Source organism: Streptomyces sp. NPDC001068, assembly GCF_042897315.1.
In the GTDB taxonomy this organism is placed as follows: Bacteria; Actinomycetota; Actinomycetes; order Streptomycetales; family Streptomycetaceae; genus Streptomyces.
In genome coordinates this window covers 292273-317656 of the sequence record NZ_JBIAYD010000001.1, presented here as the reverse complement: position 1 = coordinate 317656, position 25384 = coordinate 292273, and the positions used below count along the sequence as shown (strand labels likewise).

General features: G+C 72.1%; 20 protein-coding genes. 12 read left to right on the top strand and 8 right to left on the bottom strand.

The features are described 5' to 3' along the window. Nucleotides 1-40: 40 nt before the first annotated feature. Nucleotides 41-2236 carry a 3-hydroxyacyl-CoA dehydrogenase NAD-binding domain-containing protein gene (locus ACFY3I_RS01435; RefSeq protein WP_390858824.1) on the top strand — a complete coding sequence of 732 codons (2196 nt, stop codon included), beginning with the start codon at nucleotides 41-43 and terminating at the stop codon, nucleotides 2234-2236. 4 nt (nucleotides 2237-2240) lie between these two features. Here the strand turns inward: ACFY3I_RS01435 and ACFY3I_RS01430 are convergent, their stop codons facing one another. Then, nucleotides 2241-3014, bottom strand: coding sequence for a MerR family transcriptional regulator (locus ACFY3I_RS01430; protein ID WP_390858823.1), 774 nt, complete (start codon nucleotides 3012-3014; stop codon nucleotides 2241-2243). A gap of 262 nt (nucleotides 3015-3276) precedes the next feature. On the opposite strand from ACFY3I_RS01430, the gene ACFY3I_RS01425 reads away from it, so the two are divergent. Further along, nucleotides 3277-4746 (top strand): amino acid permease, encoded by a 1470-nt coding sequence (locus tag ACFY3I_RS01425; protein ID WP_390858822.1) that lies wholly within the window; start codon nucleotides 3277-3279, stop codon nucleotides 4744-4746. 42 nt (nucleotides 4747-4788) lie between these two features. Then, entirely contained in the window at nucleotides 4789-5280 is a 492-nt protein-coding gene (locus ACFY3I_RS01420) for a macro domain-containing protein (RefSeq protein WP_390858821.1), read from the top strand. 90 nt (nucleotides 5281-5370) lie between these two features. Here ACFY3I_RS01420 and ACFY3I_RS01415 read toward each other — a convergent pair whose 3' ends face one another. Beyond that, complete coding sequence (locus tag ACFY3I_RS01415) at nucleotides 5371-6840, bottom strand: M1 family metallopeptidase (RefSeq protein ID WP_390858820.1); 1470 nt, start codon at nucleotides 6838-6840, stop codon at nucleotides 5371-5373. A gap of 223 nt (nucleotides 6841-7063) precedes the next feature. On the opposite strand from ACFY3I_RS01415, the gene ACFY3I_RS01410 reads away from it, so the two are divergent. Beyond that, nucleotides 7064-9019: a Xaa-Pro dipeptidyl-peptidase gene (locus ACFY3I_RS01410; protein WP_390858819.1), complete on the top strand. Its 1956-nt coding sequence runs from the start codon at nucleotides 7064-7066 to the stop codon at nucleotides 9017-9019. A gap of 4 nt (nucleotides 9020-9023) precedes the next feature. Here ACFY3I_RS01410 and ACFY3I_RS01405 read toward each other — a convergent pair whose 3' ends face one another. Further along, nucleotides 9024-9995 carry an FAD-dependent oxidoreductase gene (locus tag ACFY3I_RS01405; RefSeq protein WP_390858818.1) on the bottom strand — a complete coding sequence of 324 codons (972 nt, stop codon included), beginning with the start codon at nucleotides 9993-9995 and terminating at the stop codon, nucleotides 9024-9026. A gap of 65 nt (nucleotides 9996-10060) precedes the next feature. On the opposite strand from ACFY3I_RS01405, the gene ACFY3I_RS01400 reads away from it, so the two are divergent. Together ACFY3I_RS01400 and ACFY3I_RS01395 are read left to right on the top strand one after the other, a co-directional pair. Next, complete coding sequence (locus ACFY3I_RS01400) at nucleotides 10061-11104, top strand: oxidoreductase (RefSeq protein ID WP_390858817.1); 1044 nt, start codon at nucleotides 10061-10063, stop codon at nucleotides 11102-11104. A gap of 36 nt (nucleotides 11105-11140) precedes the next feature. Continuing rightward, a complete protein-coding gene (locus ACFY3I_RS01395; protein ID WP_390858816.1) occupies nucleotides 11141-12781 on the top strand; it encodes an ABC-F family ATP-binding cassette domain-containing protein in 1641 nt (546 codons plus the stop codon). 207 nt (nucleotides 12782-12988) lie between these two features. Here the strand turns inward: ACFY3I_RS01395 and ACFY3I_RS01390 are convergent, their stop codons facing one another. Then, nucleotides 12989-15391: a Tex family protein gene (locus ACFY3I_RS01390; protein WP_390858815.1), complete on the bottom strand. Its 2403-nt coding sequence runs from the start codon at nucleotides 15389-15391 to the stop codon at nucleotides 12989-12991. Between the two features lie 122 nt (nucleotides 15392-15513). Then, a complete protein-coding gene (locus ACFY3I_RS01385) occupies nucleotides 15514-16383 on the bottom strand; it encodes a hypothetical protein (protein ID WP_390858814.1) in 870 nt (289 codons plus the stop codon). Nucleotides 16384-16520: 137 nt separating this feature from the next. Here ACFY3I_RS01385 and ACFY3I_RS01380 point away from each other — a divergent pair, with 137 nt between their 5' ends. Then, the gene (locus ACFY3I_RS01380) at nucleotides 16521-17489 is read left to right on the top strand and encodes a GlxA family transcriptional regulator (protein WP_390858813.1); all 969 of its coding nucleotides are present in this window, start codon (nucleotides 16521-16523) and stop codon (nucleotides 17487-17489) included. Nucleotides 17490-17496: 7 nt separating this feature from the next. Continuing rightward, nucleotides 17497-18147, top strand: a complete 651-nt coding sequence (locus tag ACFY3I_RS01375) for a DJ-1/PfpI family protein (protein ID WP_365294114.1) — start codon at nucleotides 17497-17499, stop codon at nucleotides 18145-18147. Here ACFY3I_RS01375 and ACFY3I_RS01370 read toward each other — a convergent pair. Next, nucleotides 18119-18874, bottom strand: coding sequence for an enoyl-CoA hydratase/isomerase family protein (locus ACFY3I_RS01370; protein ID WP_365294112.1), 756 nt, complete (start codon nucleotides 18872-18874; stop codon nucleotides 18119-18121). The genes ACFY3I_RS01375 and ACFY3I_RS01370 overlap by 29 nt on opposite strands. Before the next feature lie 262 nt (nucleotides 18875-19136). Here ACFY3I_RS01370 and ACFY3I_RS01365 point away from each other — a divergent pair, with 262 nt between their 5' ends. After that, nucleotides 19137-19631: an ATP-binding protein gene (locus ACFY3I_RS01365; RefSeq protein WP_365294240.1), complete on the top strand. Its 495-nt coding sequence runs from the start codon at nucleotides 19137-19139 to the stop codon at nucleotides 19629-19631. Nucleotides 19632-19637: 6 nt separating this feature from the next. Here ACFY3I_RS01365 and idi read toward each other — a convergent pair whose 3' ends face one another. Beyond that, entirely contained in the window at nucleotides 19638-20231 is a 594-nt protein-coding gene (gene idi / locus ACFY3I_RS01360; protein WP_365294109.1) for an isopentenyl-diphosphate Delta-isomerase, read from the bottom strand. Between the two features lie 211 nt (nucleotides 20232-20442). Beyond that, nucleotides 20443-21384, bottom strand: coding sequence for a cation diffusion facilitator family transporter (locus ACFY3I_RS01355; RefSeq protein WP_365294107.1), 942 nt, complete (start codon nucleotides 21382-21384; stop codon nucleotides 20443-20445). 433 nt (nucleotides 21385-21817) lie between these two features. Between ACFY3I_RS01355 and ACFY3I_RS01350 the strand changes: the two genes are divergently transcribed. The 3 genes from ACFY3I_RS01350 to ACFY3I_RS01340 are packed head-to-tail and all read left to right on the top strand — an operon-like array spanning nucleotide 21818 to nucleotide 25382. After that, the gene (locus tag ACFY3I_RS01350) at nucleotides 21818-23584 is read left to right on the top strand and encodes a DUF5941 domain-containing protein (protein WP_390858812.1); all 1767 of its coding nucleotides are present in this window, start codon (nucleotides 21818-21820) and stop codon (nucleotides 23582-23584) included. Continuing rightward, nucleotides 23581-24333 (top strand): phosphocholine cytidylyltransferase family protein, encoded by a 753-nt coding sequence (locus ACFY3I_RS01345; protein ID WP_365294105.1) that lies wholly within the window; start codon nucleotides 23581-23583, stop codon nucleotides 24331-24333. Before ACFY3I_RS01350 ends, ACFY3I_RS01345 begins: the two co-directional genes overlap by 4 nt. Next, nucleotides 24321-25382, top strand: coding sequence for an iron-containing alcohol dehydrogenase family protein (locus ACFY3I_RS01340; RefSeq protein WP_365294103.1), 1062 nt, complete (start codon nucleotides 24321-24323; stop codon nucleotides 25380-25382). The genes ACFY3I_RS01345 and ACFY3I_RS01340 overlap by 13 nt, the downstream gene beginning before the upstream one ends. The last annotated feature ends 2 nt before the right edge of the window (nucleotides 25383-25384 follow it).

Here is a 25384-nt window from a genome sequence, read left to right as displayed (position 1 = left end):
AACCCCAGCGGAAAACAAGAGACCTCACGGAGACCCTCACATGACCGAGAGCACCACCATCCGCTGGGAGAAGGACGACACGGGTGTCGTCACCCTGGTCCTGGACGACCCCAACCAGTCCGCCAACACCATGAACGCCGCCTTCGTCGAGTCCCTCGCCGCGGTCGCCGACCGCCTGGAGGCCGAGCGGGACTCGATCCGGGGCATCGTCTTCACCTCCGCCAAGAAGACCTTCTTCGCCGGCGGCGACCTGCGCGACCTGATCCGGGTCACCCCCGAGACCGCCCAGGACCTCTTCGACGGCGGCCTCGCCATCAAGCGCAACCTGCGCCGGATCGAGACCCTCGGCAAGCCGGTCGTCGCCGCCATCAACGGCGCGGCTCTCGGCGGCGGTTTCGAACTGGCCCTGGCCTGCCACCACCGCGTCGCCCTCGACACCCCCGGCACCAAGATCGGCTGCCCCGAGGTCACCCTCGGTCTCCTCCCGGGCGGCGGCGGAGTCGTCCGCACCGTCCGGCTCCTCGGCATCGCCGACGCCCTGCTGAAGGTCCTCCTCCAGGGCACCCAGTACAACGCCCGCAGGGCCCAGGAGAACGGCCTGGTCCACGAGGTCGCCGACAGCCCCGAGGACCTCCTCGCCAAGGCCCGCGCCTTCATCGACGCCAACCCCGAGTCGCAGCAGCCCTGGGACAGGCCGGGCTACCGGATCCCCGGCGGCACGCCCGCCAACCCCAAGTTCGCCGCCAACCTGCCCGCCTTCCCGGCGAGCCTGCGCAAGCAGACCAACAACGCCCCCTACCCGGCGCCGCGCCGCATCCTCGCCGCCGCCGTCGAGGGCAGCCAGGTCGACTTCGAGAACGCCCAGGTCATCGAGGCCCGCTACTTCGTTGAGCTGGCCGCCGGGCAGATCTCGAAGAACATGATCCAGGCGTTCTTCTTCGACCTCCAGGCCGTCAACTCCGGCGCCAACCGGCCCAAGGGCGTCGAGCCCCGCAAGGTCACCAAGGTCGCCGTCCTCGGCGCGGGGATGATGGGCGCCGGCATCGCCTACTCGTGCGCCCGCGCGGGCATCGACGTCGTCCTCAAGGACGTCTCCGACGAGGCCGCCCGGAAGGGCAAGGCCTACTCCGAGAAGCTGTGCGCCAAGGCCGTCGCCAAGGGCCGTACCAGCCAGGAGAAGGCGGACGCGCTGCTCGCCCGGATCACGACCACCGGGGACCCGCAGGACCTGGCCGGCTGCGACGCGGTCATCGAGGCCGTCTTCGAGGACACCTCGCTCAAGCACAAGGTGTTCCAGGAGATCGAGGCGGTCGTCGCCCCCGACGCCCTGCTCTGCTCCAACACCTCCACGCTGCCCATCACCGCCCTCGCCGAGGGGGTCGAGCGCCAGCAGGACTTCATCGGCCTGCACTTCTTCTCGCCCGTCGACAAGATGCCGCTGGTCGAGATCATCAAGGGCGAGCGCACCGGCGACGAGGCCCTGGCGCGCGCGTTCGACCTGGTCCGGCAGATCAACAAGACGCCGATCGTCGTCAACGACTCGCGCGGCTTCTTCACCTCCCGGGTGATCGGCCACTTCATCAACGAGGGCGTCGCCATGGTCGGGGAGGGCATCGAGCCCGCCTCCGTCGAGCAGGCGGCGGCCCAGGCCGGCTACCCGGCCAAGGTGCTCTCCCTGATGGACGAGCTGACGCTCACCCTGCCGCAGAAGATCCGCCGCGAGTCGAAGCTGGCCGTCGAGGAGGCCGGCGGCACCTGGACCGCGCACCCCGCCGAAGCGGTCATCGACCGCATGGTCGACGAGTTCGGCCGCCCCGGCCGCAGCGGCGGCGCCGGCTTCTACGAGTACGGCGAGGACGGCGGGCGCGGTGCCCTCTGGCCGGGCCTGCGCGAGCACTTCACCGAGCCGGGCCGTGAGATCCCGTTCCGTGACATGCAGGAGCGGATGCTCTTCGCCGAGGCGCTGGACACCGTCCGCCTCCTGGAGGAGGGCGTCCTGACCTCGGTCGCCGACGCCAACATCGGCTCGCTCTTCGGAATCGGCTTCCCCGGCTGGACCGGCGGTGTCCTGCAGTACATCAACGGCTACGACGCCCACGGCGGGGCGGAGGCCGGTCTGCCCGGCTTCGTGGCACGCGCGCGTGAGCTGGCCGCGACCTACGGCGACCGCTTCACCCCGCCCGCCCTGCTGGTCGAGAAGGCGGAGCGGGGGGAGACCTTCACCGACGCCCGCTGACCGGTCAGGACCGGTCGGTCCGGGTCAGTCGGGTCCCGGCCCTCCCTCCTGAGGGCCGGGACTCCTGAGGGCCGGTGCCGGCGAGCCACTGGTGCACTTCGTGCCGGAGCGACCGCTGGAACGCGGTCAGCAGCGCCTGCACCACCAGCGGCTGCACATGGGCGGACAGCGACCTCGCGTCCTGCTCGGTCCGCTCCGCGACCTCGGCCCGGAACAGCTGGGACAGTGCGTGGGCGGCGGCGCGCGAGTGCTCGATCAGCACCGTGCGCGCGTCCAGGATCGCCTTCTCGGACAGCGGCAGGTCCAGGAGCTGCACGGCCAGCCGGAGCAGGCCGGGGTCGAAGCGGTAGCCGTCCCCGTCGGGCCGTACGACGTCCATCGCGACGAGCCGCTCGACGTCCCCCTCGTCCAGGTGGCGCCCGGCCCGGCGGCGCAGTTCCCCTGCGCTCGCCGTCTCCTCGGTGTCCGGGGACCACGACGCCACCACGGCCCGGTGGATGGCCAGGTCCTGGTGGCTCAGTCCGGCCGGCAGCCGGTGCAGGTAGCGCTGGATCGCCGCCAGGGTCATGCCCTGGTTCTGCAGCTCCTCGATGAGCGCCAGCCGGGCCAGGTGCACGGGACCGTAGTGGCCCACCCGGCGGGCGCCGATCACCGGCGGCGGCAGCAGTCCCTTGGTGCCGTAGAACCGGACCGTGCGGACCGTGGTGCCGGCCCGTGCGGCCAGTTCGTCGATCGTGAGCGCGGAGTCCCCGGACTCGCTGTCGGTGTCGGTCGTCATGCGCAGCAGTATCGCTGTCACAGCGGGGCTGTGACACCGGAACAGCCATGCCATGGATGATCATTTGTTCGTTAAATATTCACCTACATGACATGATCCTCATCTTGTGAGAAGTGCCGCTGTGTGACGTGTGCCATCGCATACGGCCGGACGGCCGGGGGAAGGTGGCTCCTTGGTCCGTGCCAGAACCGAGCGCGCCGACCGAGTACGTCCGGACACCCGAGCGCGACCCGCTCGGGCGCACCAGAGAGTGGAACCACCTGTGAGCAAGAACGCCGTGGACACGGCACAGGCCGTCGCCACCCGGACCGACGCGGCACAGACGCCCGCGGACGCGGGCGACGCCGGCTACAGCAAGGACCTCAAGGCCCGCCACGTCAACATGATCGCCATCGGCGGCGCGATCGGCACCGGCCTCTTCCTCGGCGCCGGCGGACGCCTCCACAACGCGGGCCCGGCGCTCGCCCTGGCCTACCTGGTCTGCGGGATCTTCGCCTTCTTCGTCGTCCGCGCCCTCGGCGAGCTGGTCCTGTACCGCCCGTCGTCCGGGTCCTTCGTGTCGTACGCGCGCGAGTTCCTCGGCGAGAAGGGCGCCTACGTGGCCGGCTGGATGTACTTCCTGAACTGGTCGACCACAGGCATCGCCGACATCACCGCGATCGCGCTCTACACGCACTACTGGTCCATGTTCACCAGCATCCCCCAGTGGACGCTCGCGCTGATCGCCCTCGCCGTGGTGCTGGCGGTGAACCTCATCTCGGTGAAGATCTTCGGCGAGATGGAGTTCTGGTTCGCGATCATCAAGGTCGCGACCCTGGTCGGCTTCATGCTGATCGGCATCTTCCTGCTGGCCACCCAGCACAAGGTCGACGGCCGGACGCCGGGCCTGGACGTCATCAACGACCACGGCGGTGTGCTGCCGCACGGTCTGATGCCGGTCGTCCTCGTCATGCAGGGCGTGATCTTCGCGTACGCGGCCCTGGAGCTGGTCGGCGTCGCGGCGGGCGAGACCGCCGAGCCGGAGAAGGTCGTCCCGCGCGCGGTGAACTCGATCATGTGGCGCGTCGGCATCTTCTACGTCGGCTCGGTCGTCCTGCTCGCGCTGCTCCTGCCCGGCTCGGTGTACTCCGCCGACCAGAGCCCCTTCGTGACCGTGCTCTCCAAGATCGGGATCTCGGGCGCCGGCGACGTCATGAACCTGGTGGTCCTGACCGCCGCGATGTCCTCCCTCAACTCCGGCCTGTACTCCACCGGCCGCATCCTGCGCTCGATGGCGGTGGCCGGCTCGGCCCCGAAGTTCACGGCCCGCATGAACCGCAGCCAGGTCCCCTACGGCGGCATCCTGCTGACCTGCGCGGTCTGCGTGCTCGGCGTCGTCCTGAACTACCTGATGCCCAGCCAGGCCTTCGAGATCGTGCTGAACGTCGCCTCCCTCGGCATCATCAGCACCTGGGTGATCATCATGCTCTGCCACCTGGTCTTCGTCCGCCGCGCGAAGGCGGGTCTGGTCGACCGCCCCTCGTTCCGCCTCCGCTTCAGCCCGGTCACCGAGATCGTCACGATCGCCTTCCTGCTGGCCTGCCTCGGCATGATGTGGAACGACGCGGAGGTCGGCCGCAAGACCCTCCTGCTCATCCCGGTCATCGCCGTACTGCTGGTGGCGGGCTGGTTCGGGGTCCGCCGCAGGGTCTTCCGGGCCTCGGACGACGAACTGTCGGCGCTCACGAAGTAGCGGCCCCGAGCCGCTGTCAGTGGCATCGCCTACGGTGGCGTCATGTCGGAGATCACTTACATCCGGGGTGACGCCACCGCGCCGGCGGGCAAGGGCGTGAAGGTGATCGCCCACGTCTGCAACGACATGGGGGGCTGGGGAAAGGGCTTCGTGCTCGCGCTCTCGCGCCGCTGGCCGGAGCCGGAGAAGGCCTACCGAGCCTGGCACCGCGACCGGGCGAAGAACGGCTTCGCCCTGGGCGCGGTCCAGCTGATCCAGGTCGACCGCCACCTGTGGGTGGCCAACATGATCGGCCAGCACGGCACCAGAACCGGCAGCAAGGGCGTCCCGGTCCGCTACGAGGCGATCGGCACGGCCCTGACGGAGCTGGCCGACGAGGCACTCGCGCTCGGCGCCTCCGTCCACATGCCCCGCATGGGCTGCGGCCTGGCGGGCGGCAAGTGGTCCCGCGTGGAGCCCCTGATAAGCGAGCGGCTCGCCGGACGGGGAATCCCGGTCACCGTGTACGACCACGGCCAGGACAGCGCCCCGTAAGGGGCGCCGGCGGTACCCCCGGCCGAAGGTGGGGGAGGAACTGCGCGGCCGGCCACCACCGGCCCGCAGCCCCCCGCTCACCGCACCCGCTCAGTGCACGTCGTTCGTGGCCTCGATCTTCTTCCAGGACCTCGGCTGAACGGGCGCCCCCGCAGTCCTGAGCGCGGCAGCCGCCGGCTTCGTCGGCTCGAACAGCCACGCGTCGAACAGCCCCGACAGCGACTTCCCGGACACCTTCTCGGCGTACCCCTCGAAGTCGGCCACCGACGCGTTGCCGTACGCGTGTTCCTTCGGCCAGCCCTTCAGGATCCGGAAGAAGGCGTCGTCCCCGACCGCGTTCCGCAGCGCCTGCACGGCCAGTGCCCCGCGGTCGTAGACGGCGATGTCGAACTGGTCGTCCGGACCGGGGTCGCCCGGCTTGACCGTCCAGAACGCGTCGTCGGCCGGATGCGACGCGTACACGTAGTCGGCCAGCTCCTGCGTCGTGCCCTCGCCCTCGTGCTCGGACCACAGCCACTGCGCGTACCGGGCGAAGCCCTCGTTGAGCCAGATGTCCTTCCAGCCCTTGAGGGAGACGTCGTCGCCGTACCACTGGTGCGCCAGCTCGTGCACCACCACGGAGGTGTTGGAGCCGTTCGCGAACTGCTTGGGGCTGTAGTACACGCGGGTCTGCGTCTCCAGCGCGTACCCCGTCGTCGTGTTCGGCACGTACCCGCCGGCCGAGCTGAACGGGTACGGCCCGAAGTAGCCGGAGAGCCAGTCCACGAGTTCCCCGGTGCGCTCCACGCTCGCCCGGGCCGCCCCGTCGTTGTCGCCGAGGTCCTTGCTGTAGGCGTTGACGACCGGCACCCCGCCCTCGGAGGTGCTCGTCGTGATGTCGAACCTCCCCACGGCCAGGGTGGTCAGGTAGGTCGCCTGCGGCTTGTTCTGACGCCAGTTGTAGCGGGTCCAGCCGCGCTGCGAACTGCTCGACTGGAGCAGCCCGTTGGAGATGACCTGGGTGCCGTCCGGGACGGCGACCGAGACGTCGTAGGTCGCCTTGTCGAGCGGGTGGTCGTTGCTGGGGTACCACCACCAGGCGGACTCGGGTTCGTCCGCCGCCACCGCCCCGTCGGGCGTGCGGTGCCAGGTGCTGAAGCCGTACGCGCTCTTCGTGGACGGCACCCCGCTGTAGCGGACCACGACCGTGACCGGCGTGCCCTCGTCCAGCGGCGACGCCGGGGTGACGACCAGTTCGTGCTGCCCGGACGTGGTGAAGGCGGCCTTCGCGCCGTTGACCCGCACCTCGCTCACGTCCAGCAGGAAGTCCAGGTCGAAGCTGGACAGGTCCTGCGTGGTCCGCGCCAGGATCGTCGCCGTACCGGAGAGCTCGTCGGTGGCCGGCTGGTACTGCAGACGCAGGTCGTAGTGGGAGACGTCGTAACCGCCGTTGCCGTAGTACGGGTAGTAGGGGTCGCCGATGCCCGGCGCGCCGGGGCTGTGGCTCGCCGCCGACGCCGGGATCGCCAGCAGGAGGGAGGCGGCCGCGAGGGCGCCCGGCGCGAGGATTCTGCGGTGCACGAGAACTCCAGGTCGGTAGGGGGCCGAGGCGCCCCCGCCACGCCCGGGCGGGAACGCCAAGTCGATGGAGCACGAGAACTGTTCGGAGCCTATTCAGTCCCTGTGACCCCTGAGCTGTCCACGGCCCCTGCTGTCACACGATCGCCATTCGGCCGCAACGAGTCCTGTCGGCCCCTCAGATGCCGTCTTTTGCGCAGCAGTTGACGGGGGTAGCGTCCGCCGCATGCCGAAACGTACGCGCTTCACGATCTGGAGACCGTTCGTCGTCGCGGTCGTCGCAGCCCTGACGGCCGCCTTCCTCAGCCCGGTCGCGGCCCAGGCGGCCGGTACGGCCCCGCGCGAGAGCCGGCCGGTCTACTCCTACGCCGACGCCATCCGCGAGGCCGTCTGGGTGGACACCGGCCTCGACTCCGACGGCGACGGGAGGACCGACCGGGTCGCCGCCGACATCGTCCGGCCCGCCGAACCCGCCGCGCAGGGCCGCAAGGTGCCGGTCATCATGGACGCCAGCCCGTACTACTCCTGCTGCGGCCGCGGCAACGAGAGCCAGCTCAAGACGTACGACGCCGCCGGGAACGTCGTCCAGATGCCGCTGTTCTACGACAACTACTTCGTGCCCCGCGGCTACGCCTTCGTCGGTGTCGACCTGGCCGGCACCAACCGCTCCGACGGCTGCGTCGACGTCGGCGGCCGCTCGGACATCCAGTCCGCGAAGGCCGTCGTCGACTGGCTGAACGGCCGCGCCAAGGCCTACAGCAGCCGCACCGGCGGCACCGCCGTCAAGGCGGGCTGGACCAACGGCAGGACCGGCATGATCGGCAAGAGCTGGGACGGCACCATCGCCAACGGCGTCGCCGCGACCGGCGTCAAGGGCCTGAAGACGATCGTCCCGATCAGCTCCATCTCCTCCTGGTACGACTACTACTTCGCCCAGGGCGCCCCGCTCTACGACTCCGGGCCCGACTGGCTGGCCGGCGCGGTGGAGAGCGACGACGCCTACGCCAGGTGCGGCGCCGTCCAGCAGAAACTGGTCGACGGCGCCCCGCGCACCGGCGACTGGACCGGGCTGTGGACCGAACGCGACTACGTCAAGGACGCGGCCAAGGTGAAGGCCAGCGTCTTCCTCGTGCACGGCATGCAGGACCTCAACGTCCGCACCAAGAACTTCGGCCAGTGGTGGGACGCCCTCGCCAAGAACGGCGTCCAGCGCAAGATCTGGCTCTCCCAGACCGGGCACGTCGACCCCTTCGACTACCGGCGCGGCGCCTGGGTCGACACCCTGCACCGCTGGTTCGACCACGAACTCCTCGGCTACGACAACGGCATCGACCGCGAGCCGATGGCCGACGTCGAACGCCACCCCGACCAGTGGACGACCTCCGCGCTCTGGCCGCCGCGCGGCACCGCGGCCACCACCCTGCGCCCCGCCGCCGGCACCCAGCAGGGCGTGGGCACCCTCGGAACGAAGCGGGGCTCCGGCACCGAGACGTTCACCGACGACCCGGCGCAGAGCGAGACCGACTGGGCGGCACAGCTCGCCACCGCGACCGCCGACAAGGCCGGATTCCTCACCGCGCCGCTCATCCGCGACCTGCGGCTGTCCGGCTCCTCCACGGTCACGGTCACCGCCACCCCGACCACCTCGACGGCCCACCTGACCGCCGTCCTGGTCGACCTCGGCCCCGACACCATCCGGGACTACGCCGACGGCGCCGAGGGCATCACCACCCTCACCGACCGCACCTGCTGGGGCGAGAGCACGGCCGGTGACAGCGCCTGCTTCCTGAAGACCGCGGCGAAGACCAAGGCCGTGGACTACACCGTCCTCAGCCGCGGCTGGGCCGACCTCGGTACCTACGCCGACCCCGGCCACGGCGTCCCGCTCACCCCGGGCCGGAAGTACACGATCACCCTCGACCTGGCGGCCACCGACCACGTCGTGCCCAGGGGACACCGCCTGGCGCTGATCGTCGCGGGCACGGACAAGGACCTCATCGACCCGCCGTCCACGACGCCGACGCTCACCCTGGACCTGTCCCGCACCTCGGCCAGGGTGCCGCTCGTCGGGGGAGCGGACGCGTTCGCCCGCGCGACCTCCGGGCGCTGGACCGCTCCCCGGGCGGGCGACCTGACCGGGTTGCGCGTCCCGCGTACCGCCCAGCGGATCCCCGCGAGCTGACCGCTCAGGCGGCCGGGCCCAGGTCCACCAGCCCGGCCGCCTCACGGGCACAGCCCCAGGCCACCGTGACCCCGGCCCCGCCGTGCCCGTAGTTGTGCACCAGCACTCGCCCGTCCGGCAGGAGTCCACGCTCCAGCCGGACGGCGTCCCGGTACGGCCGCAGTCCCACCCGGTGCGCCAGCACCCGGGCCCCGGCGATCTCCGGCCGCACCGCAGCGCAGCGCGCCACGATCCCGGCCGCGGCGTCCGGGTCCGGCTCCAGCGACCACGCGTCCTCGTGCGCGGTGCCCCCGAGCAGCAGCCCACCCGGCTGCGGGAAGAAGTAGGCCGAAACACCTTCCTCGGCGCCTCCCGCGGTCCCCCCGCCGGCCTTGTCCACGGAGGTGTACCAGGTGTCGATGCCCGGGTTCTCCACCACGACCAGCTGCCCGCGCACCGGACGGACGGCCGGATCGGGAACCAGCGAACGGGCGCCGAGCCCGGTGCAGTTCACCACGACCGCCGCGGGTACCTCGGCCAGCCCGCTCACCACCCGCTCCTCGACCGAACCGCCCGCCCTCTCCAACCGCTCCCGCAGCCAGGCGAGATGGACCGGCATGTCGATCAACGGCAGCCGCGCCGCGATCCCTTCGGCCGTCTCGGCCAGCCCCGGCACCCGAGCCGCCCACGGACCCAGCCCGTCCAGCCGCAGCCCGTCGTGTACACCCTCGACCAGGCGTACGCCCGTGCGCTCGGAATCCGCCGCCGACCGCGTGTACACGGCGAGGGAGTCCAGCGCCCAGTCGCCGACCAGCCGCTCCGGCTCGATGCGGTACGGCCACCACAACGCACCGGCGACCGCCGAGGTCGTACGCCCGCCGCTCTCCCGCGCCCAGACCCGCACCCGGCGCCCGCTCTCGGCCAGCACCACCGCCGTGGTCAGCCCGACGACCCCGCCGCCGACCACGATCACCTCGTCACTCAGCTCACGGTCCATGCCGGGACGCTAGCCGAACATGTCATGGAGCGCTCAGACCGGTGCGCGCTGGGGATACTCACAGCATGTCTGCCGCATACGCGACCTTCGGCCTGGCCCCGGCGACGCGCGCCGGCGGCGTCCGTGCCGACGGTGGCCACCAGGTCCACCGCGACTTCGTGGACTTCGTCGTCGACGGGTATTCGCTGCTGCGCCGGCTCTCCGACCTGGACGCCGTCTCCCCGCTCGCCTCCGACATCCCGCCCGCCGTCCTCACCGCCCAGGTCCGCGGCCTGCTGCTGGAGTCCGAAGCACCCCTGCCCGGCGGCCGGTACGTCATCTACGGCTGCCCCGAGTGCGAGGACCTGGCCTGCGGCGCGGTCACCGTGGTCATCGAGCGGGACGGCGACGACTACGTCTGGCGGGACTTCGCCTGGCAGACCGGCGAACGGGCCGACCTGGAGCTCAACGGCTACCACGGCATCGGCCCGTTCCGCTTCCCCGGGTCCGGCTACCGTGAGGCCCTCGGCGCCCTCCTCCGGGACCCCGGCCCGCCGCACGGGCGCCGGGTCCTGCTGATCGGCCCCCGCGCCGGCCTCCTCGGCAGACTCGCCGCGGCCCTGCGCGCCATCGGCATCGGGGCCGACATCACCGCGGACACCGAGGGAGTCATCGCCGAGGAGCTGCGCGGCTACGGCGCCGTGGCCTTCGGACCCCGGGCGGGCGACACCGAGCGGGCCGCGGTACGCGCCGACTTCGACCGCGCCGGGGCGCCGGTCGCCCACGTCGAGGGCCTCGCCCCGATCGTCCCGCTCCTGGTCGCCCAGATCGAGCAGGCCCTCGACCGCACCCCGCTCCCGCAGCGCCGGCTGACCCGCCTGACCGCCGCCGACGGCACGGCCGGCGTCGAGGTCGCCTCGACCTGCCGGGTCCGGCTCACCGCCTACCGCCTGGACCGGCTCTCCCGCCCGCGCGCCCAGGAGATCTTCGACGGCGTCCTGGAACCCGGCAGCCACCGCATCCCCCTCGACGGCAGGTCGGCCCGGGGCGGCGTCCATGTCGTGGCCCGCACCGCGGGGAGCGTCCTGGTCGCGGCGGACGCGCCCCGACCGGCACCGGAGCAGGGCTGAGGGTGTGCTCCCCGGCGCATTAGGATCGGCTTCCTGATGACTGCCACCCTCGTCGCCAAGAACCTCGCCGCCGGGCACGGCGACCGCTCCCTCTTCGCCGGGCTCGACCTCGTCGTCGCGCCCGGCGACGTGATCGGGCTGGTCGGTGCCAACGGCGCGGGCAAGTCCACCCTGCTCCGGCTGCTCGCCGGACTCACCGCCCCCGAACAGGGCGAACTGCGCCTCTCCCCACCGACCGCGGCCGTCGGCCACCTGCCCCAGGAGCCGGACCGCCGGCCGGGGGAGACCGTGCGGGCGTTCCTCGCGCGCCGCACCGGCGTCGCCGAGGCGCAGCGGACGATGGACGAGGCCACCCAGGCCCTGGTCGACGAGGCGCCGGGAGCCGACGACGCGTACGCCACCGCTCTGGAACGCTGGCTCGGCCTCGGCGGCGCGGACCTGGACGAACGGGCCGAGGAGGTCGCCGACTCCCTCGGGCTGGCCGTCGACCTCGACCAGCCGATGACCTCCCTGTCCGGCGGCCAGGCCGCCCGCGCCGGGCTCGCCTCCCTGCTCCTGTCCCGCTACGACGTCTTCCTGCTGGACGAGCCGACCAACGACCTCGACCTGGACGGCCTGGAGCGCCTCGAACGCTTCGTGACCGGCCTGCGCGCGGGCACGGTCGTCGTCAGCCACGACCGTGAGTTCCTCACCCGCACGGTCACCAAGGTCCTCGAACTCGACCTCGCCCAGCGGCAGATCAACCTCTACGGCGGCGGGTACGCCGCCTACCTGGAGGAACGCGAGACGGCCCGCAGGCACGCCCGCGAGGACTTCGAGGAGTACGCCGACAAGAAGGCCGCCCTCCAGGACCGCGCGCTGATGCAGCGCTCCTGGATGGACAAGGGCGTCAAGAACGCCCGGCGCAAGGCGGGCAACGACAACGACAAGATCGGCCGCAAGTTCCGCAGCGAGGCCAGCGAGAAGCAGGCCGCCAAGGCCCGCCAGACCCAGCGCATGATCGAACGCCTGGACGTGGTCGAGGAACCGCGCAAGGAGTGGGAGCTGCGCATGGAGATCGCGGCGGCCCCGCGGTCCGGTTCCGTCGTGGCCACCCTGCGGGACGCGGAGGTACGGCGCGGCGACTTCGCCCTCGGACCGGTCTCCCTGCAGATCGACTGGGCCGACCGGGTCGCGGTGACCGGCGCCAACGGGGCCGGCAAGTCGACGCTGCTCGCCGCCCTGCTGGGCCGGGTCGCGCTGGACGCGGGGCACGCCGCGCTCGGCTCCGGAGTCGTGGTCGGCGAGGTCGACCAGGCGCGCAAGCTCTTCCACGGCACCGAGGCACTCCTGGACGCCTTCTGCGCGGCCGTCCCGGACACCGAGCCGGTCGAAGTCCGCACCCTGCTCGCCAAGTTCGGTCTCAAGCAGGACCATGTCCTGCGCTCCGCGGCCACCTTGTCACCGGGGGAGCGGACCCGGGCCGCGCTGGCGCTGCTCCAGGGGCGAGGCGTCAACCTCCTCGTCCTGGACGAGCCGACGAACCACCTCGACCTGCCCGCGATCGAACAGCTGGAGTCCGCCCTCGACTCCTACGAGGGCACGCTCCTCCTGGTCACCCACGACCGCCGCATGCTGGACGCGGTCCACGTGACCCGCCGCCTGGAGGTCTCGGCGGGCAAGGTGACGGAGCGCTAGCCGAGCGCGTGACCGGGGTTCTCTCGGGCCCGCTCACGCACCCCGGCGGGTCGGCGGTCGTGCGGACATGGACAAGGGCCCGTCGCCCACCCCGTACCCGCATGCCCCGAACGCTGGACAGCGATCACGGCATGCGCACGGACCGGGCGACGAACCGACGGACCCTCTGAGTCCTCCGTCCACCGCCCGGATCCCCGCACGGGACGATCAGCGCTTCCCCTTCTTCCCGCCGTCCAGCAGCCCCGCCCGGCGCAGAGCGTCGGCCATCGCGCTGTTGGCCGGCGCCGGCGCCTGGCGTGCTCCGCCGCCCTGGGCCTGGCCGCCGCGCCCGCCGCCCTGCTGCCGCTGCTGCGGGGGCCGCCCGCCGCGCTGGCGCCGTTCGCCGCCCTCGGCCTGCCGGCCGCCGCCGCCCTGCGGTGCCGCCTCGTCGTCCAGCCGCAGCGTCAGCGAGATCCGCTTGCGCGGAATGTCCACCTCGAGGACCTTCACCTTGACGATGTCGCCCGGCTTCACCACGTCCCGCGGGTCCTTGACGAAGGTCTTGGACAGCGCGGAGACGTGCGCAAGACCGTCCTGGTGGACGCCGACGTCGATGAACGCGCCGAACGCGGCCACGTTGGTGACGACCCCCTCCAGGACCATCCCCGAGGACAGGTCGGAGATCTTCTCGACGCCCTCCTTGAAGGTGGCGGTCTTGAAGGCCGGACGCGGGTCGCGGCCCGGCTTCTCCAGTTCCCTGAGGATGTCGCCGATGGTCGGCAGACCGAACTTCTCGTCCACGAAGTCGCCCGGCTTCAGCGAGCGCAGCACCCCCGTGTTGCCGATGAGGGCGGCCACCTCCTGGTGCGAGGCCTTCACCATGCGCCGCACCACCGGGTACGCCTCGGGGTGGACGCTCGACGCGTCCAGCGGGTCGTCGCCGCCCCGGATGCGCAGGAAGCCCGCGCACTGCTCGTACGCCTTCGGGCCGAGCCGCGCCACGTTCTTCAGCTGGCCCCGGGAGGTGAACGGGCCGTTGGTGTCCCGGTGCGCCACGATGTTCTCGGCGAGTCCCGAGGTGATGCCGGAGACCCGGGACAGCAGCGGCGCCGACGCGGTGTTCACGTCCACGCCCACGCCGTTCACGCAGTCCTCGACCACCGCGTCCAGCGAACGGGACAGCTTCATCTCGGACAGGTCGTGCTGGTACTGGCCGACACCGATGGACTTCGGGTCGATCTTGACCAGTTCGGCCAGCGGGTCCTGGAGCCGGCGGGCGATGGAGACGGCGCCGCGCAGCGACACGTCCATGTCCGGCAGCTCCTGGGAGGCGAACGCGGAGGCCGAGTACACGGACGCCCCCGCCTCCGACACCATCACCTTGGTGAGCTTCAACTCCGGGTGCTTGGTGATGAGTTCACCGGCGAGCTTGTCGGTCTCGCGGGACGCCGTGCCGTTGCCGATCGCGATCAGCTCGACGGCGTGCGCGGTGGCCAGCCGGGCGAGCTTGGCGATCGCCTCGTCCCACCGGTTGGCCGGGACGTGCGGGTGGATGACGTCGGTGGCGACGACCTTGCCGGTGGCGTCGACGACGGCGACCTTCACGCCGGTACGGAAACCGGGGTCCAGACCCAGCGTCGCGCGGGTGCCGGCCGGGGCGGCGAGCAGCAGGTCGCGCAGGTTCGCGGCGAAAACGTCGACCGCCTCGTCCTCGGCGGCCGTGCGCAGCCGCAGCCGCAGGTCGATGCCGAGGTGGACCAGCAGGCGGGTGCGCCAGGCCCAGCGGACCGTGTCCGTCAGCCACTTGTCGCCCGGCCGGCCCCGGTCGGCGATCCCGAACCGGTGGGCGACGATGCCCTCGTACGACGACGGCCCCTCGGTCGCCTCCTCCGGCTCCAGGACGAGGTCGAGGACCTCCTCCTTCTCGCCGCGCAGCATCGCCAGGACGCGGTGCGAGGGGAGCGCCGTGAACGGCTCGGCGAAGTCGAAGTAGTCGGCGAACTTGGCGCCCGCCTCCTCCTTGCCGTCCCGCACCTTCGCGGCGAGCCGGCCGCGTACCCACATGCGCTCGCGCAGCTCACCGATGAGGTCGGCGTCCTCCGAGAACCGTTCGGTGAGGATCGCGCGGGCGCCGTCCAGGGCCGCCTGCGCGTCGGCGACGCCCTTGTCGGCGTCCACGAACGCGGCGGCCGCGGCCTGCGGTTCCACCGTGGGGTCGCCGAGCAGGCCCTCGGCCAGCGGCTCCAGGCCGGCCTCCCGCGCGATCTGCGCCTTGGTGCGCCGCTTCGGCTTGTACGGCAGGTAGATGTCCTCCAGCCGGGCCTTGGTCTCGGCGCCGCGGATCTGCGCCTCCAGTTCCTCGGTGAGCTTGCCCTGCTCGCGCACCGAGTCCAGGATCGCCGTCCGGCGCTCCTCCAGCTCCCGCAGATAGCGCAGCCGCTCCTCGAGCGTGCGCAGCTGCGCGTCGTCGAGCATCTCGGTCGCTTCCTTGCGGTAGCGGGCGATGAAGGGCACCGTCGAACCGCCGTCGAGCAGCTCCACGGCAGCCTTGACCTGCCGCTCCCGTACGCCGAGCTCCTCGGCGATCCTGCCTTCGATGGACCCTGGAACCAGGAACCCGGGTGTCGTCACGATCCCGTACCGCCTTCTCCACTGAGGTTGCGCGGCAATTGTGGCAGGTGACACCGACAACCGGGCCCCAGGGCACCGTTCCGCGACACGAAGTCGCCGCGGCGACGCTCAGCCGGCCGTTTTCACCCCTTGCCGACCAGATCGGCCGGAAAGGCGCCCGCGGCGAGCGCGGCCCCCGCGAACCCCTTGGCCAGCTCGGTCAGCCGGGCCACTCCGTCGGCCCCCAGATGTTCGTACGGCGCCCGGTCCAGCCGGTCGGTCTCCGTCTCGATCTCCGCCCGCAGGGCCGCTCCCGCCTCGGTCAGTTCGCCCGCCCCGTCGAGCAGCCCGCGTTCCCGCAGCCGCCCGGCAGCCAGGTCCCAGTCGTCCCGGCTCCAGCCGCGGGTGGCCAGCACCCACTTCGGGGTCATGCCCTTGCCGGTCGCCGTGTGGGTGACCACCGCCTCCAGCCCGTCCAGGCCGGCCGAGAGCAGTACCGCGAGGTGCCCGTCGCCGCGGTGCTCGCGCAGCAGCGTGGCCGCGTACCAGTAGGCGAGGTGCGGCTCCTCGGGCATCGGCAGGTCCGCGTGTGCCGCGTACAGCGGGCGGCCGGAGCGGGAGCAGGCCTCGGTGGCGCGCAGCGCGAGCCGGGCCGCCTCGGCCATGTGGGCGGAGGCCACCGCGTCGGCGCCGAGCAGCCGCCGCATCGAGGCGTCGACGGCACGCGCGCGTGCGGCGAGCACGTCGGCGGGCGAGGCGGTCTCCCAGACGGCCGGGACGTGCCGGGCCACCAGGTCGTACTTGTAGTTGTAGAACGTGGCCGTCACCGTGCCGGGCCCGACCGGTCCGAGCGCGGCGGCCCGCACCGCGAAGTTGACGGCCCGCGGGTGGGTCACCCCGAGCGCGGCCAGTTCCTCGGCCAGTTCGGGGCTGAAGAAGTGGGTCGCGTGCAGGGAGTTGAGCAGGGTGTGGCAGCGGCGGCCGGCGCGCGGCTCCAGGACGGCAGTGGTCATGGCGAGCACGTTACCGACTGGTCGGTACGGACTCCAGTGTCATGCGCCTCCTGACCGTACGGTGTTCGGCGCGCGATGGCAGGAAAGGTGGGAAGCCCGTCATTGCGGCCGTCGCACGGCCCGCGAACAATCGAGACATGGCGCAGCGAACCGTTCTCGTCGTCCTCTTCGACGGTGTCCAGAGCCTCGACGTCACCGGCCCGGTGGAGGTCTTCACCGGCGCCGAGGTCCAGGCCCCGGGCAGCTACCGCGTCCGTACGGCCTCCCTGGACGGCGCGCCCGTGCGCACCTCCAGCGGGCTGACCGTCGTACCGGACACGACGCTGGCGGGCGCGCCCGGCGCGGACACGCTCCTGGTGCCCGGCGGTCAGGGCACCAGGAGCCCCGATCCGGCCCTGGTCGACTGGCTGCGCGCGCACGGGCCGCTCACCGGACGGCTCGTCTCCGTGTGCACCGGCGCCGTCCTGCTGGCCGCGGCCGGGCTCCTGGACGGCCACCGCGCCACCACCCACTGGGCGTACTGCGACAAACTGGCCCGCGACCACCCGGCCGTCGACGTGCGCCCCGACCCCATCTACGTCCGGGACGGCCGGATCGCCACCTCGGCCGGTGTCACCTCCGGCATCGACCTGGCGCTGGCCCTCGTGGAGGAGGACCTGGGCCGGGCCGTGGCTCTCACGGTCGCCCGGCACCTGGTGGTGTTCCTGCGCAGGCCCGGCAACCAGGCCCAGTTCAGCGTCCAGCTCGCCGCCCAGACCGCCCGGCGCGCTCCGCTCCGGGAGGTCCAGCACTGGATCACGGAGCACCCGGACGGCGACCTGAGCGTCGAGGCCCTGGCCGCCCGCGCCATGCTCTCGCCCCGCCACTTCGCCCGTGCCTTCCGGTCCGAGACCGGCACCACGCCCGGCCGCTACGTCGACCGGGTCCGCCTCGAACACGCGCGCCGGCTCCTGGAGGACACCGGCGACGGCGTCGAGGAGGTTTCCCGCGCCAGCGGCTACGGCACCCCCGAGGCGATGCGCCGGGCCTTCCTCAGGGCCCTCGGCGCGACCCCCGCCGAATACCGGCGCAGGTTCAGTCCCGCGCTCCTCGGCCGACCCCGATAGGAGAGCCATGCAGATCGCGATCGTCCTCTACGACCGTTTCACCGCCCTCGACGCCGTGGGGCCCTACGAGACCCTGGGCCGGCTCCCCGGCTCCGAGACCGTCCTCGTCGCCGAGGAGACCGGCCCGGTCCGCAACGACGACGGCGGCCTCGCCCTGGTGGCCGACAGGACCCTCGCCGAGGTGCCGCACCCCGATGTACTGGTCGTCCCCGGCGGCCCCGGCCAGACCCCGCAGATGGCGAACCGGACGCTGCTCGACTGGATCCGCACGGCCGACGCCACCAGCACCTGGACCACCTCCGTGTGCACCGGCTCCCTGCTGCTCGCCGCCGCCGGCCTCCTCGACGGGCGCCGCGCCACCTCGCACTGGCTGGCGCTGGAGGAGCTGCGGAGGTTCGGGGCCGACCCGACCGGGGAGCGGGTCGTCACCGACGGCAAGTACGTCACCGCGGCGGGCGTCTCCTCCGGCATCGACATGGGGCTCGCCCTGATCGGCCGGATCGCCGGGGACGCCGTCGCCCAGACGGTCCAGCTCGGGATCGAGTACGACCCGCGGCCGCCCTACGACGCGGGCTCGCCTCGGCGGGCGCCCGCCGAGGTCGTCGAACTGCTCCGCTCCAGGAGCCGGTTCATCCTCGGCCGGGAACAGCCCAGCTGAACCGCGGCTCGCGGCGTTCCAGGAACGCCGCGACGCCCTCCGCGGTGTCGTCGCTGCGCCGCGCCTGCTCGGTCCAGTGGTGGTCACGGTCGGTACGCCCGTTCGCGAACTCCTTGGCCGCAGCCTGGGTCAGTTGGGAGCGCGTCACCAGGATCCGGGTGAACTCGTCCACCCGTGCGCTCAGTTCGCCCTGGGGCAGCACCTCGTCGACCAGGCCGGTGCGCAGCGCCCGCTCCGTGCCGATCAGCTCGCCGGAGAACAGCAGGTACTTGGTGGCGGCGGGACCCACCAGGGACGCCAGCCGGCGGGTGGAGGAGGCCGGGTAGACGATCCCGAGCTTGGCCGGGGTCACGCCGAACAGGGCGCCTTCCTCGGCGAAGCGCAGGTCGCAGGCCGCGGCGAGCTGCGAGCCGCCCCCCACGCAGTGCCCGCGGACGGCGGCGAGGGTCGGTTTGGGGAACGCGGCGAGAGCCTCCTCGGCGGCGCAGGCGAGGGACTGCGCCTCGGCGGCCGAGCCCTGGAGGGTGGAGATGTCGGCACCGGCGCAGAAGGTACCGCCCGCGCCGCTCAGCACCAGGACCCGGACGTCCGGGTCGGCCGACAGCTCGTCCAGGAGGGGCGGCAGGGCTCGCCACATCGCCGCGGTCATCGCGTTGCGTTTGACCGGGTTGTGGATGACCACCGTGGCCACGGCACCGGTGACCTGGTGGGAGAGGTGGGGCTCCATGGCCGGGATGCTATCGGCGGGACGGGGCCCGGGATCGGCGCGGTCCCGCCGCGGGTGTTCCCCAGGTGTTGCAGTACAACCGTAATAGTGCGTGAAAGCGGCATTCCTGGAACAGGACCGGTCTCTCGGCCGACCTTGTCATACGCCGACGGTCAGAACCGTTCGATAGTTGCTGACTTGTGTTCAGTCATCCGGGGTGGCGGGGGTCGTTGCCAACACTCGTCGTGTGGTGACAATCGAGCGCGAGGGTGGCGACCGGACGATGGAGAACCACGGGCGTGGGCACGACCCGCGTCCAGAGGAAGGCGGTCCTCCGGGTCCGGACCCGCTGCCGTACGAAGGAGTGTGGCGGTTCACCGCCCCCGCCGTGGACGCCTCGGTCCCGCAGGCGCGGCGCGCCGTACGGGACCTGCTCCAGCGCCAGGGCGTCCCCGTCTCGGAGGACCTGGTGTACGGCCTGTTGCTGATCGTCTCCGAACTGGTCACCAACGCGGTCAAGCACGCGGCGCTGCTGTCGCCGGTGCTCGCCGTCGAGGTCGCCGTCGGTGCCGAGTGGGTGCGGGTGTCGGTGGAGGACAACCACCCCTACCGCCCGACCGCCCTGGAGGCCGACCACGGCCAGACCGGCGGCCGGGGGCTGCTCCTGGTGCGGGAGGTGGCCAGGGAGGCGGGCGGAGTCGTGGACGTGGAGCACACGTCGAGCGGCGGCAAGGTGATCTGGGCCGCCCTGCCGCTCAAACCCGCGGCGCTGCCGTAAGGCCGCTCACCAGCCCGCGGACGGGCCCGTCAGCTCCCTGATCGCCGGACGGGCCGCGTCCAGCACGGTCATGAACCACGCCGAGAAGGGGTCCCGCGCGTGCCGGTCGGCCAGCTCGGCGGCCGTCACGAAGGCGGTCTCGCCGACCTCCTCGGGGTCCGGCGCGAGCGGCGCCTGCACCATGCCGACGAACAGGTGGTTGTACTCCTGCTCGACCAGTCCGGAGGCGGGGTCCGGGTGGTTGTACCGCACCGTGCCCGCCTCGCCGAGCAGGGACGGGGAGACCCCGAGCTCCTCGAAGGTGCGGCGGGCCGCCGCCGCGAACGGGGCCTCGCCCGGGTAGGGGTGACCGCAGCAGGTGTTGGACCACACACCGGGGGAGTGGTACTTGCCGAGCGCCCGCTGCTGGAGCAGGAGTCTGCCCTGTTCGTCGAAGAGGAAGACGGAGAACGCCCGGTGCAGCTGCCCGGGTGGCTGATGCGCGGCCAGCTTCTCCGCGGTCCCGATGGTCACACCCTTCTCGTCGACGAGTTCAAGCAAGATCGCGTCAGTGGTGCCCTTCGACGTGCTGTGCGTCGCGGTGGCAGGTGTGATCGGCATACCCATCCTTCGCCTCGGTCTTCGTACCAAGTCTGCCGTACGAATCCGACACTCCCGGCACTTCCCGGCACGGGCACGCCGGAAGAGGGACCCGGTGGTTGATCGTGCCCTACGGGTGCGAAAGGGAACCGCCCGGGGGTGTCGAACACCAGGACGCCGGGGGACCCCGGACCGATGCGTTCCGCCGCCCGCGGCCCCGTCCGGGCCGCGGTCAGTGGCAGAGCCTGGCCTCGTGCTCCGCGTGTCCGCCCGGTTCCAGCTGGAAGGTGCAGTGCTCCACGTCGAAGTGATGGCCGAGACAGCCCTGCAGCTCGTGCAGCATCTTCTCGTGGCCGATGGCGTTCAGCACGTCCGAGCGGACCACGACGTGCGCCGACAGCACCGGCATCCCCGAGGTGATCGTCCACGCGTGCAGATCATGGACGTCCAATACGCCGTCCAGCGCCAGGATGTGCGACCGCACCTCGGCCATGTCCACGTCCTTGGGCGCCGACTCCAGCAGGACGTCCAGGGTCTCGCGCAGCAGCTTGACCGTCCTCGGCACGATCATCAGGCCGATGACCAGTGAGGCGACCGGGTCGGCCGCCTGCCAGCCGGTGGTCAGGATCACCGCGGCCGAGACCAGCACCGCCAGCGAGCCCAGCGCGTCGGCCGCCACCTCGAGGAAGGCGCCGCGCACGTTCAGGCTCTCCTGCTGGCCGCGCACCAGCAGGGTGAGGGAGATCATGTTGGCGACCAGACCGATCAGACCGAACACGATCATCACGCCGGCCTCGGTGTCCGCGGGCGTCAGGAACCGCTGGACCGCCTCGTACAGCACGTAGCCGCCGACGCCGAGCAGCAGCAGACAGTTGGCCAGGGCGGCCAGGATCTCGGCGCGGGCGTACCCGAAGGTGCGGTTGGTGCTCGCCGGGCGGTTGGCGAAGTGGATCGCCAGCAGCGCCATGCCGAGGCCGAGCGCGTCGGTCGCCATGTGGGCCGCGTCCGCGATCAGCGCGAGCGAGTCGGCCAGCAGTCCGCCGACGATCTCGACCACCATCACCCCGAGGGTGATGGCGAGCGCCACCCGCAGCCGCCCCCGATAGGCGGCGGCGGCCGTGCCGGTGGTCGGCGCGTGGGTGTGCCCGTGGCCGTGGTCGTGCCCTGCCCCCATGGGATACGCCTCCTCTTTGCGCCCGGGATCACAGTGAACTACGGGTGGGGGGTATCCGGCAACGCGGCAGTGAACACCGTTGTCATGTGCCCTGACCTGCGTAAACGAATCCCAGGTCAGGGCCTCCCCGGTCATCCGACGCGCGTGCGCGGACGTCCCGGGTGGCTCCTCGGGGCCCGCCGGAGCCGCCGCGCCGGTGTCCCCGATGACCGTTCTGTGCGCGCGGTTTGTGGGCCGGGGCCCGGATCACGGATGATGATCTCGGCAAAGGCCGGGGCAGAGCGGGTCGTCCGTATCGTGAACGGCCGGTGAACAAGCATCCCTCACCATCCGATAACCTCTGCCGAATGCCGCCCGGGGGCCGCCAGGTACACCGCGCCCCACCAAGCAGTAGACCGGCGCACCGGCGCCGGCACCCAGGGAGTGAGTTCGGTTGCGGACCGCCATCGTCACCGGCCAGCCGGTTCCCGGATCCTCGTTGGAGAGCGATCTGCGGGAGCTCGGCTTCGAGGTGTCCACGGCCGCGGACGGCGCCGACACCGCGGCCCTCCTCGCGGCCGTGCCCGCCGACCGGCGGGTCGCGGTCGTCGACGCCCGCTTCGTCGGCCACCCGCACGCCCTGCGCCTCGGCCTCACCGACCCGCGCTTCCCGCTCGCCGCGATCCCCGGCGCCGTCACCGCCCAGCCGGCCGGCCGCCAGGCGCTGAGCCGGGCACTCGCCCGGGAGGCCGAGGCCGGCGGCGGCACCGTGCTCGCCGTCGACGGCCTGGTCACCGCGCTCGACGCCGACGTGCACCGCCCCGAGCTGGGCAGTCTGGTCGCCGCCGTCCCCGACGACCCGCAGGCCCGCAACGAGGCGCGGCAGGCCGTCGCCGCCGTGGACGACGAGGCCGTCCGCCTGAAGTCCGCGGTGAAGTCCCGGGACGGGTTCTTCACCACCTTCTTCATCAGCCCCTACTCCCGGTACGTCGCCCGCTGGTGCGCCCGGCGCGGACTGACCCCCAACCAGGTCACCACGGCCTCGCTGCTCACCGCCCTGATCGCGGCGGGCTGCGCGGCCACCGGCACCCGCGCGGGGTTCGTCGCGGCGGGCGTCCTGCTGATCGCGTCCTTCGTGCTGGACTGCACCGACGGCCAGCTCGCCCGCTACTCCCTGCAGTACTCCACGCTCGGCGCCTGGCTGGACGCCACCTTCGACCGGGCCAAGGAGTACGCCTACTACGCCGGCCTCGCCCTCGGCGCGGCCCGGGGCGGCGACGACGTGTGGGCGCTCGCCCTCGGCGCGATGATCCTGCAGACCTGCCGGCACGTGGTCGACTTCTCCTTCAACGAGGCGAACCACGACGCCACCGCCAACACCAGCCCGACCGCCGCCCTCTCCGACAAGCTCGACAGCGTCGGCTGGACGGTCTGGGTGCGCCGGATGATAGTCCTGCCCATCGGTGAACGATGGGCTCTCATAGCCGTCCTGACCGCGGTGACGACCCCGCGGATCACCTTCTACGTGCTGCTCGTGGGCTGCGCCCTCGCCGCCACGTACACCACGGCCGGACGGGTGCTGCGGTCCCTGACCCGCAAGGCCAGGCGCACCGACCGCGCCGCCGGCGCGCTGGCCGACCTGGCCGACAACGGCCCCCTCGCCCGGCTCCTCTCCCGCGCCCTGCCCGCCCCGCCCGGCCTCCCGCTCCTGGTGGCCCTCGCGGGAGTGGCGGTTCTCACCGTCTCCCTCTTCTCCGGCGTGACCTGGGCCCCGGTCGCGGGCGCCGCCGTCTACGCGCTGACCTCCGGCCTGGCCCTCGCCCGCCCGCTCAAGGGCGCCCTCGACTGGCTGGTCCCGCCCCTGTTCCGGGCCGCCGAGTACGGCACCGTCCTCGTCCTCGCAGGCAAATCCGGGGTGAACGGAACCCTTCCCGCGGCTTTCGGCCTGGTGGCCGCCGTCGCCTACCATCACTACGACACGGTGTACCGCATCCGCGGCGGCGCCGGGGCGCCGCCGGCCTGGCTGGTGCGCGCCGTCGGGGGGCAGGAAGGGCGAACGCTGCTGGTCACCGTGGTGGCCGCGGCGCTCACCGGCAGGCAGTTCGAGGTCGCGCTCACGGTCCTGGCCGTGGCCGTGGCCGGGCTGGTGCTCGTCGAGAGCATCCGCTTCTGGGCGTCCGCAGGGGCGCCCGCCGTACACGACGAAGGAGAACCCGCATGATCGGCCTCGTGCTGGCGGCCGGCGCCGGACGGCGTCTGCGCCCCTACACCGACAGCCTGCCCAAGGCGCTGGTGCCGGTGGGGCCCGCCGGGATAGAGGACTCGATCACGGTGCTCGACCTGACCCTCGGCAACTTCGCCGAGATCGGCCTGACCGAGGTCGCGATCATCGTCGGCTACCGCAAGGAGGCCGTCTACGAGCGCAAGGCGGCCCTGGAGGCGAAGTACGGCCTCAGCCTCACCCTCATCGACAACGACAAGGCCGAGGAGTGGAACAACGCCTACTCCCTGTGGTGCGGCCGTGACGCCCTCAAGGACGGCGTGATCCTCGCCAACGGCGACACCGTGCACCCGGTCTCCGTCGAGAAGACGCTGCTCGCCGCCCGCGGCGACGGCAAGCGGATCATCCTCGCCCTGGACACCGTGAAGTCCCTCGCCGACGAGGAGATGAAGGTCGTCGTCGACGCCGGCAAGGGCATGACGAAGATCACCAAGCTGATGGACCCGGCCGAGGCCACCGGCGAGTACATCGGCGTCACCCTCATCGAGGGCGACGCCGCCCCCGAGCTCGCCGACGCGCTGAAGACGGTCTGGGAGAGCGACCCGCAGCAGTTCTACGAGCACGGCTACCAGGAGCTGGTCGACCGCGGCTTCCGGATCGACGTGGCACCCATCGGCGACGTGCCGTGGGTGGAGATCGACAACCACGACGACCTCGCCAGGGGACGGGAGATCGCGTGCCGGTACTGACCAGGCTGATCCCCTCACCGGTCGTCGTGGACATCCGCCCGGGTGCCCTCGACGACCTGGCCGGGGTCCTCGCCGACGAGCGCATCTCGCACTCCGGCCGCCTCGCCGTCGCCGTCAGCGGCGGATCCGGCGGCAGGCTGCGCGAGCGCGTCTCGCCGAGCCTGCCCGGCGCGACCTGGTACGAGGTCGACGGCGGCACCCTCGACGACGCGATCCGGCTGGCCGGCGAGATCAAGGCCGGGCACTACGACGCGGTCGTCGGGCTCGGCGGGGGCAAGATCATCGACTGCGCCAAGTTCGCGGCGGCGCGGGTGGGGCTGCCCCTGGTCGCCGTGCCGACGAACCTCGCGCACGACGGCCTGTGCTCGCCCGTCGCCACCCTCGACAACGACGCGGGCCGCGGCTCCTACGGCGTGCCGAACCCGATCGCGGTCGTCATCGACCTCGACGTCATCCGGGAGGCCCCGGCGCGCTTCGTGCGCTCCGGCATCGGCGACGCCGTCTCCAACATCTCGGCGATCGCGGACTGGGAGCTGTCCCACCGCGTCAACGGCGAGAAGATCGACGGTCTGGCGGCCGCCATGGCCCGGCAGGCCGGCGAGGCGGTGCTGCGCCACCCCGGCGGCATCGGGGAGAACGAATTCCTCCAGGTGCTCGCCGAGGCGCTGGTGCTCAGCGGTATCGCCATGTCGGTGTCGGGCGACTCCCGCCCGTCCTCCGGCGCCTGTCACGAGATCAACCACGCCTTCGACCTGCTGTTCCCGAGGCGTGCCGCCAGCCATGGCGAGCAGTGCGGGCTCGGCGCGGCCTTCGCGATGTACCTGCGCGGAGCCCACGAGGAGTCCGCGTTCATGGCCGATGTGCTGCGCCGGCACGGACTGCCGGTGCTGCCGGAGGAGATCGGCTTCACCGTGGACGAGTTCATCCGGGTCGTCGAGTTCGCCCCGGAGACCCGGCCCGGCCGCTACACCATCCTCGAACACCTCGACCTCAAGACCGACCAGATCAAGGACTTCTACGTCGACTATGTCAAGGCCATCGGTAGCTGAAC

What these genes read in the sequence shown, in the direction of transcription:
- ACFY3I_RS01400 (WP_390858817.1), top strand. Translation starts at nt 10,061, where the DNA reads ATGTCTGCCGCATACGCGACCTTCGGCCTGGCCCCGGCGACGCGCGCC.
- ACFY3I_RS01370 (WP_365294112.1), bottom strand. Translation starts at nt 18,874, where the DNA reads ATGGAGCCCCACCTCTCCCACCAGGTCACCGGTGCCGTGGCCACGGTG.
- ACFY3I_RS01395 (WP_390858816.1), top strand. Translation starts at nt 11,141, where the DNA reads ATGACTGCCACCCTCGTCGCCAAGAACCTCGCCGCCGGGCACGGCGAC.
- ACFY3I_RS01365 (WP_365294240.1), top strand. Translation starts at nt 19,137, where the DNA reads ATGGAGAACCACGGGCGTGGGCACGACCCGCGTCCAGAGGAAGGCGGT.
- ACFY3I_RS01410 (WP_390858819.1), top strand. Translation starts at nt 7,064, where the DNA reads ATGCCGAAACGTACGCGCTTCACGATCTGGAGACCGTTCGTCGTCGCG.
- ACFY3I_RS01380 (WP_390858813.1), top strand. Translation starts at nt 16,521, where the DNA reads ATGGCGCAGCGAACCGTTCTCGTCGTCCTCTTCGACGGTGTCCAGAGC.
- ACFY3I_RS01355 (WP_365294107.1), bottom strand. Translation starts at nt 21,384, where the DNA reads ATGGGGGCAGGGCACGACCACGGCCACGGGCACACCCACGCGCCGACC.
- ACFY3I_RS01420 (WP_390858821.1), top strand. Translation starts at nt 4,789, where the DNA reads ATGTCGGAGATCACTTACATCCGGGGTGACGCCACCGCGCCGGCGGGC.
- idi (WP_365294109.1), bottom strand. Translation starts at nt 20,231, where the DNA reads ATGCCGATCACACCTGCCACCGCGACGCACAGCACGTCGAAGGGCACC.
- ACFY3I_RS01385 (WP_390858814.1), bottom strand. Translation starts at nt 16,383, where the DNA reads ATGACCACTGCCGTCCTGGAGCCGCGCGCCGGCCGCCGCTGCCACACC.
- ACFY3I_RS01375 (WP_365294114.1), top strand. Translation starts at nt 17,497, where the DNA reads ATGCAGATCGCGATCGTCCTCTACGACCGTTTCACCGCCCTCGACGCC.
- ACFY3I_RS01405 (WP_390858818.1), bottom strand. Translation starts at nt 9,995, where the DNA reads ATGGACCGTGAGCTGAGTGACGAGGTGATCGTGGTCGGCGGCGGGGTC.
- ACFY3I_RS01345 (WP_365294105.1), top strand. Translation starts at nt 23,581, where the DNA reads ATGATCGGCCTCGTGCTGGCGGCCGGCGCCGGACGGCGTCTGCGCCCC.
- ACFY3I_RS01435 (WP_390858824.1), top strand. Translation starts at nt 41, where the DNA reads ATGACCGAGAGCACCACCATCCGCTGGGAGAAGGACGACACGGGTGTC.
- ACFY3I_RS01430 (WP_390858823.1), bottom strand. Translation starts at nt 3,014, where the DNA reads ATGACGACCGACACCGACAGCGAGTCCGGGGACTCCGCGCTCACGATC.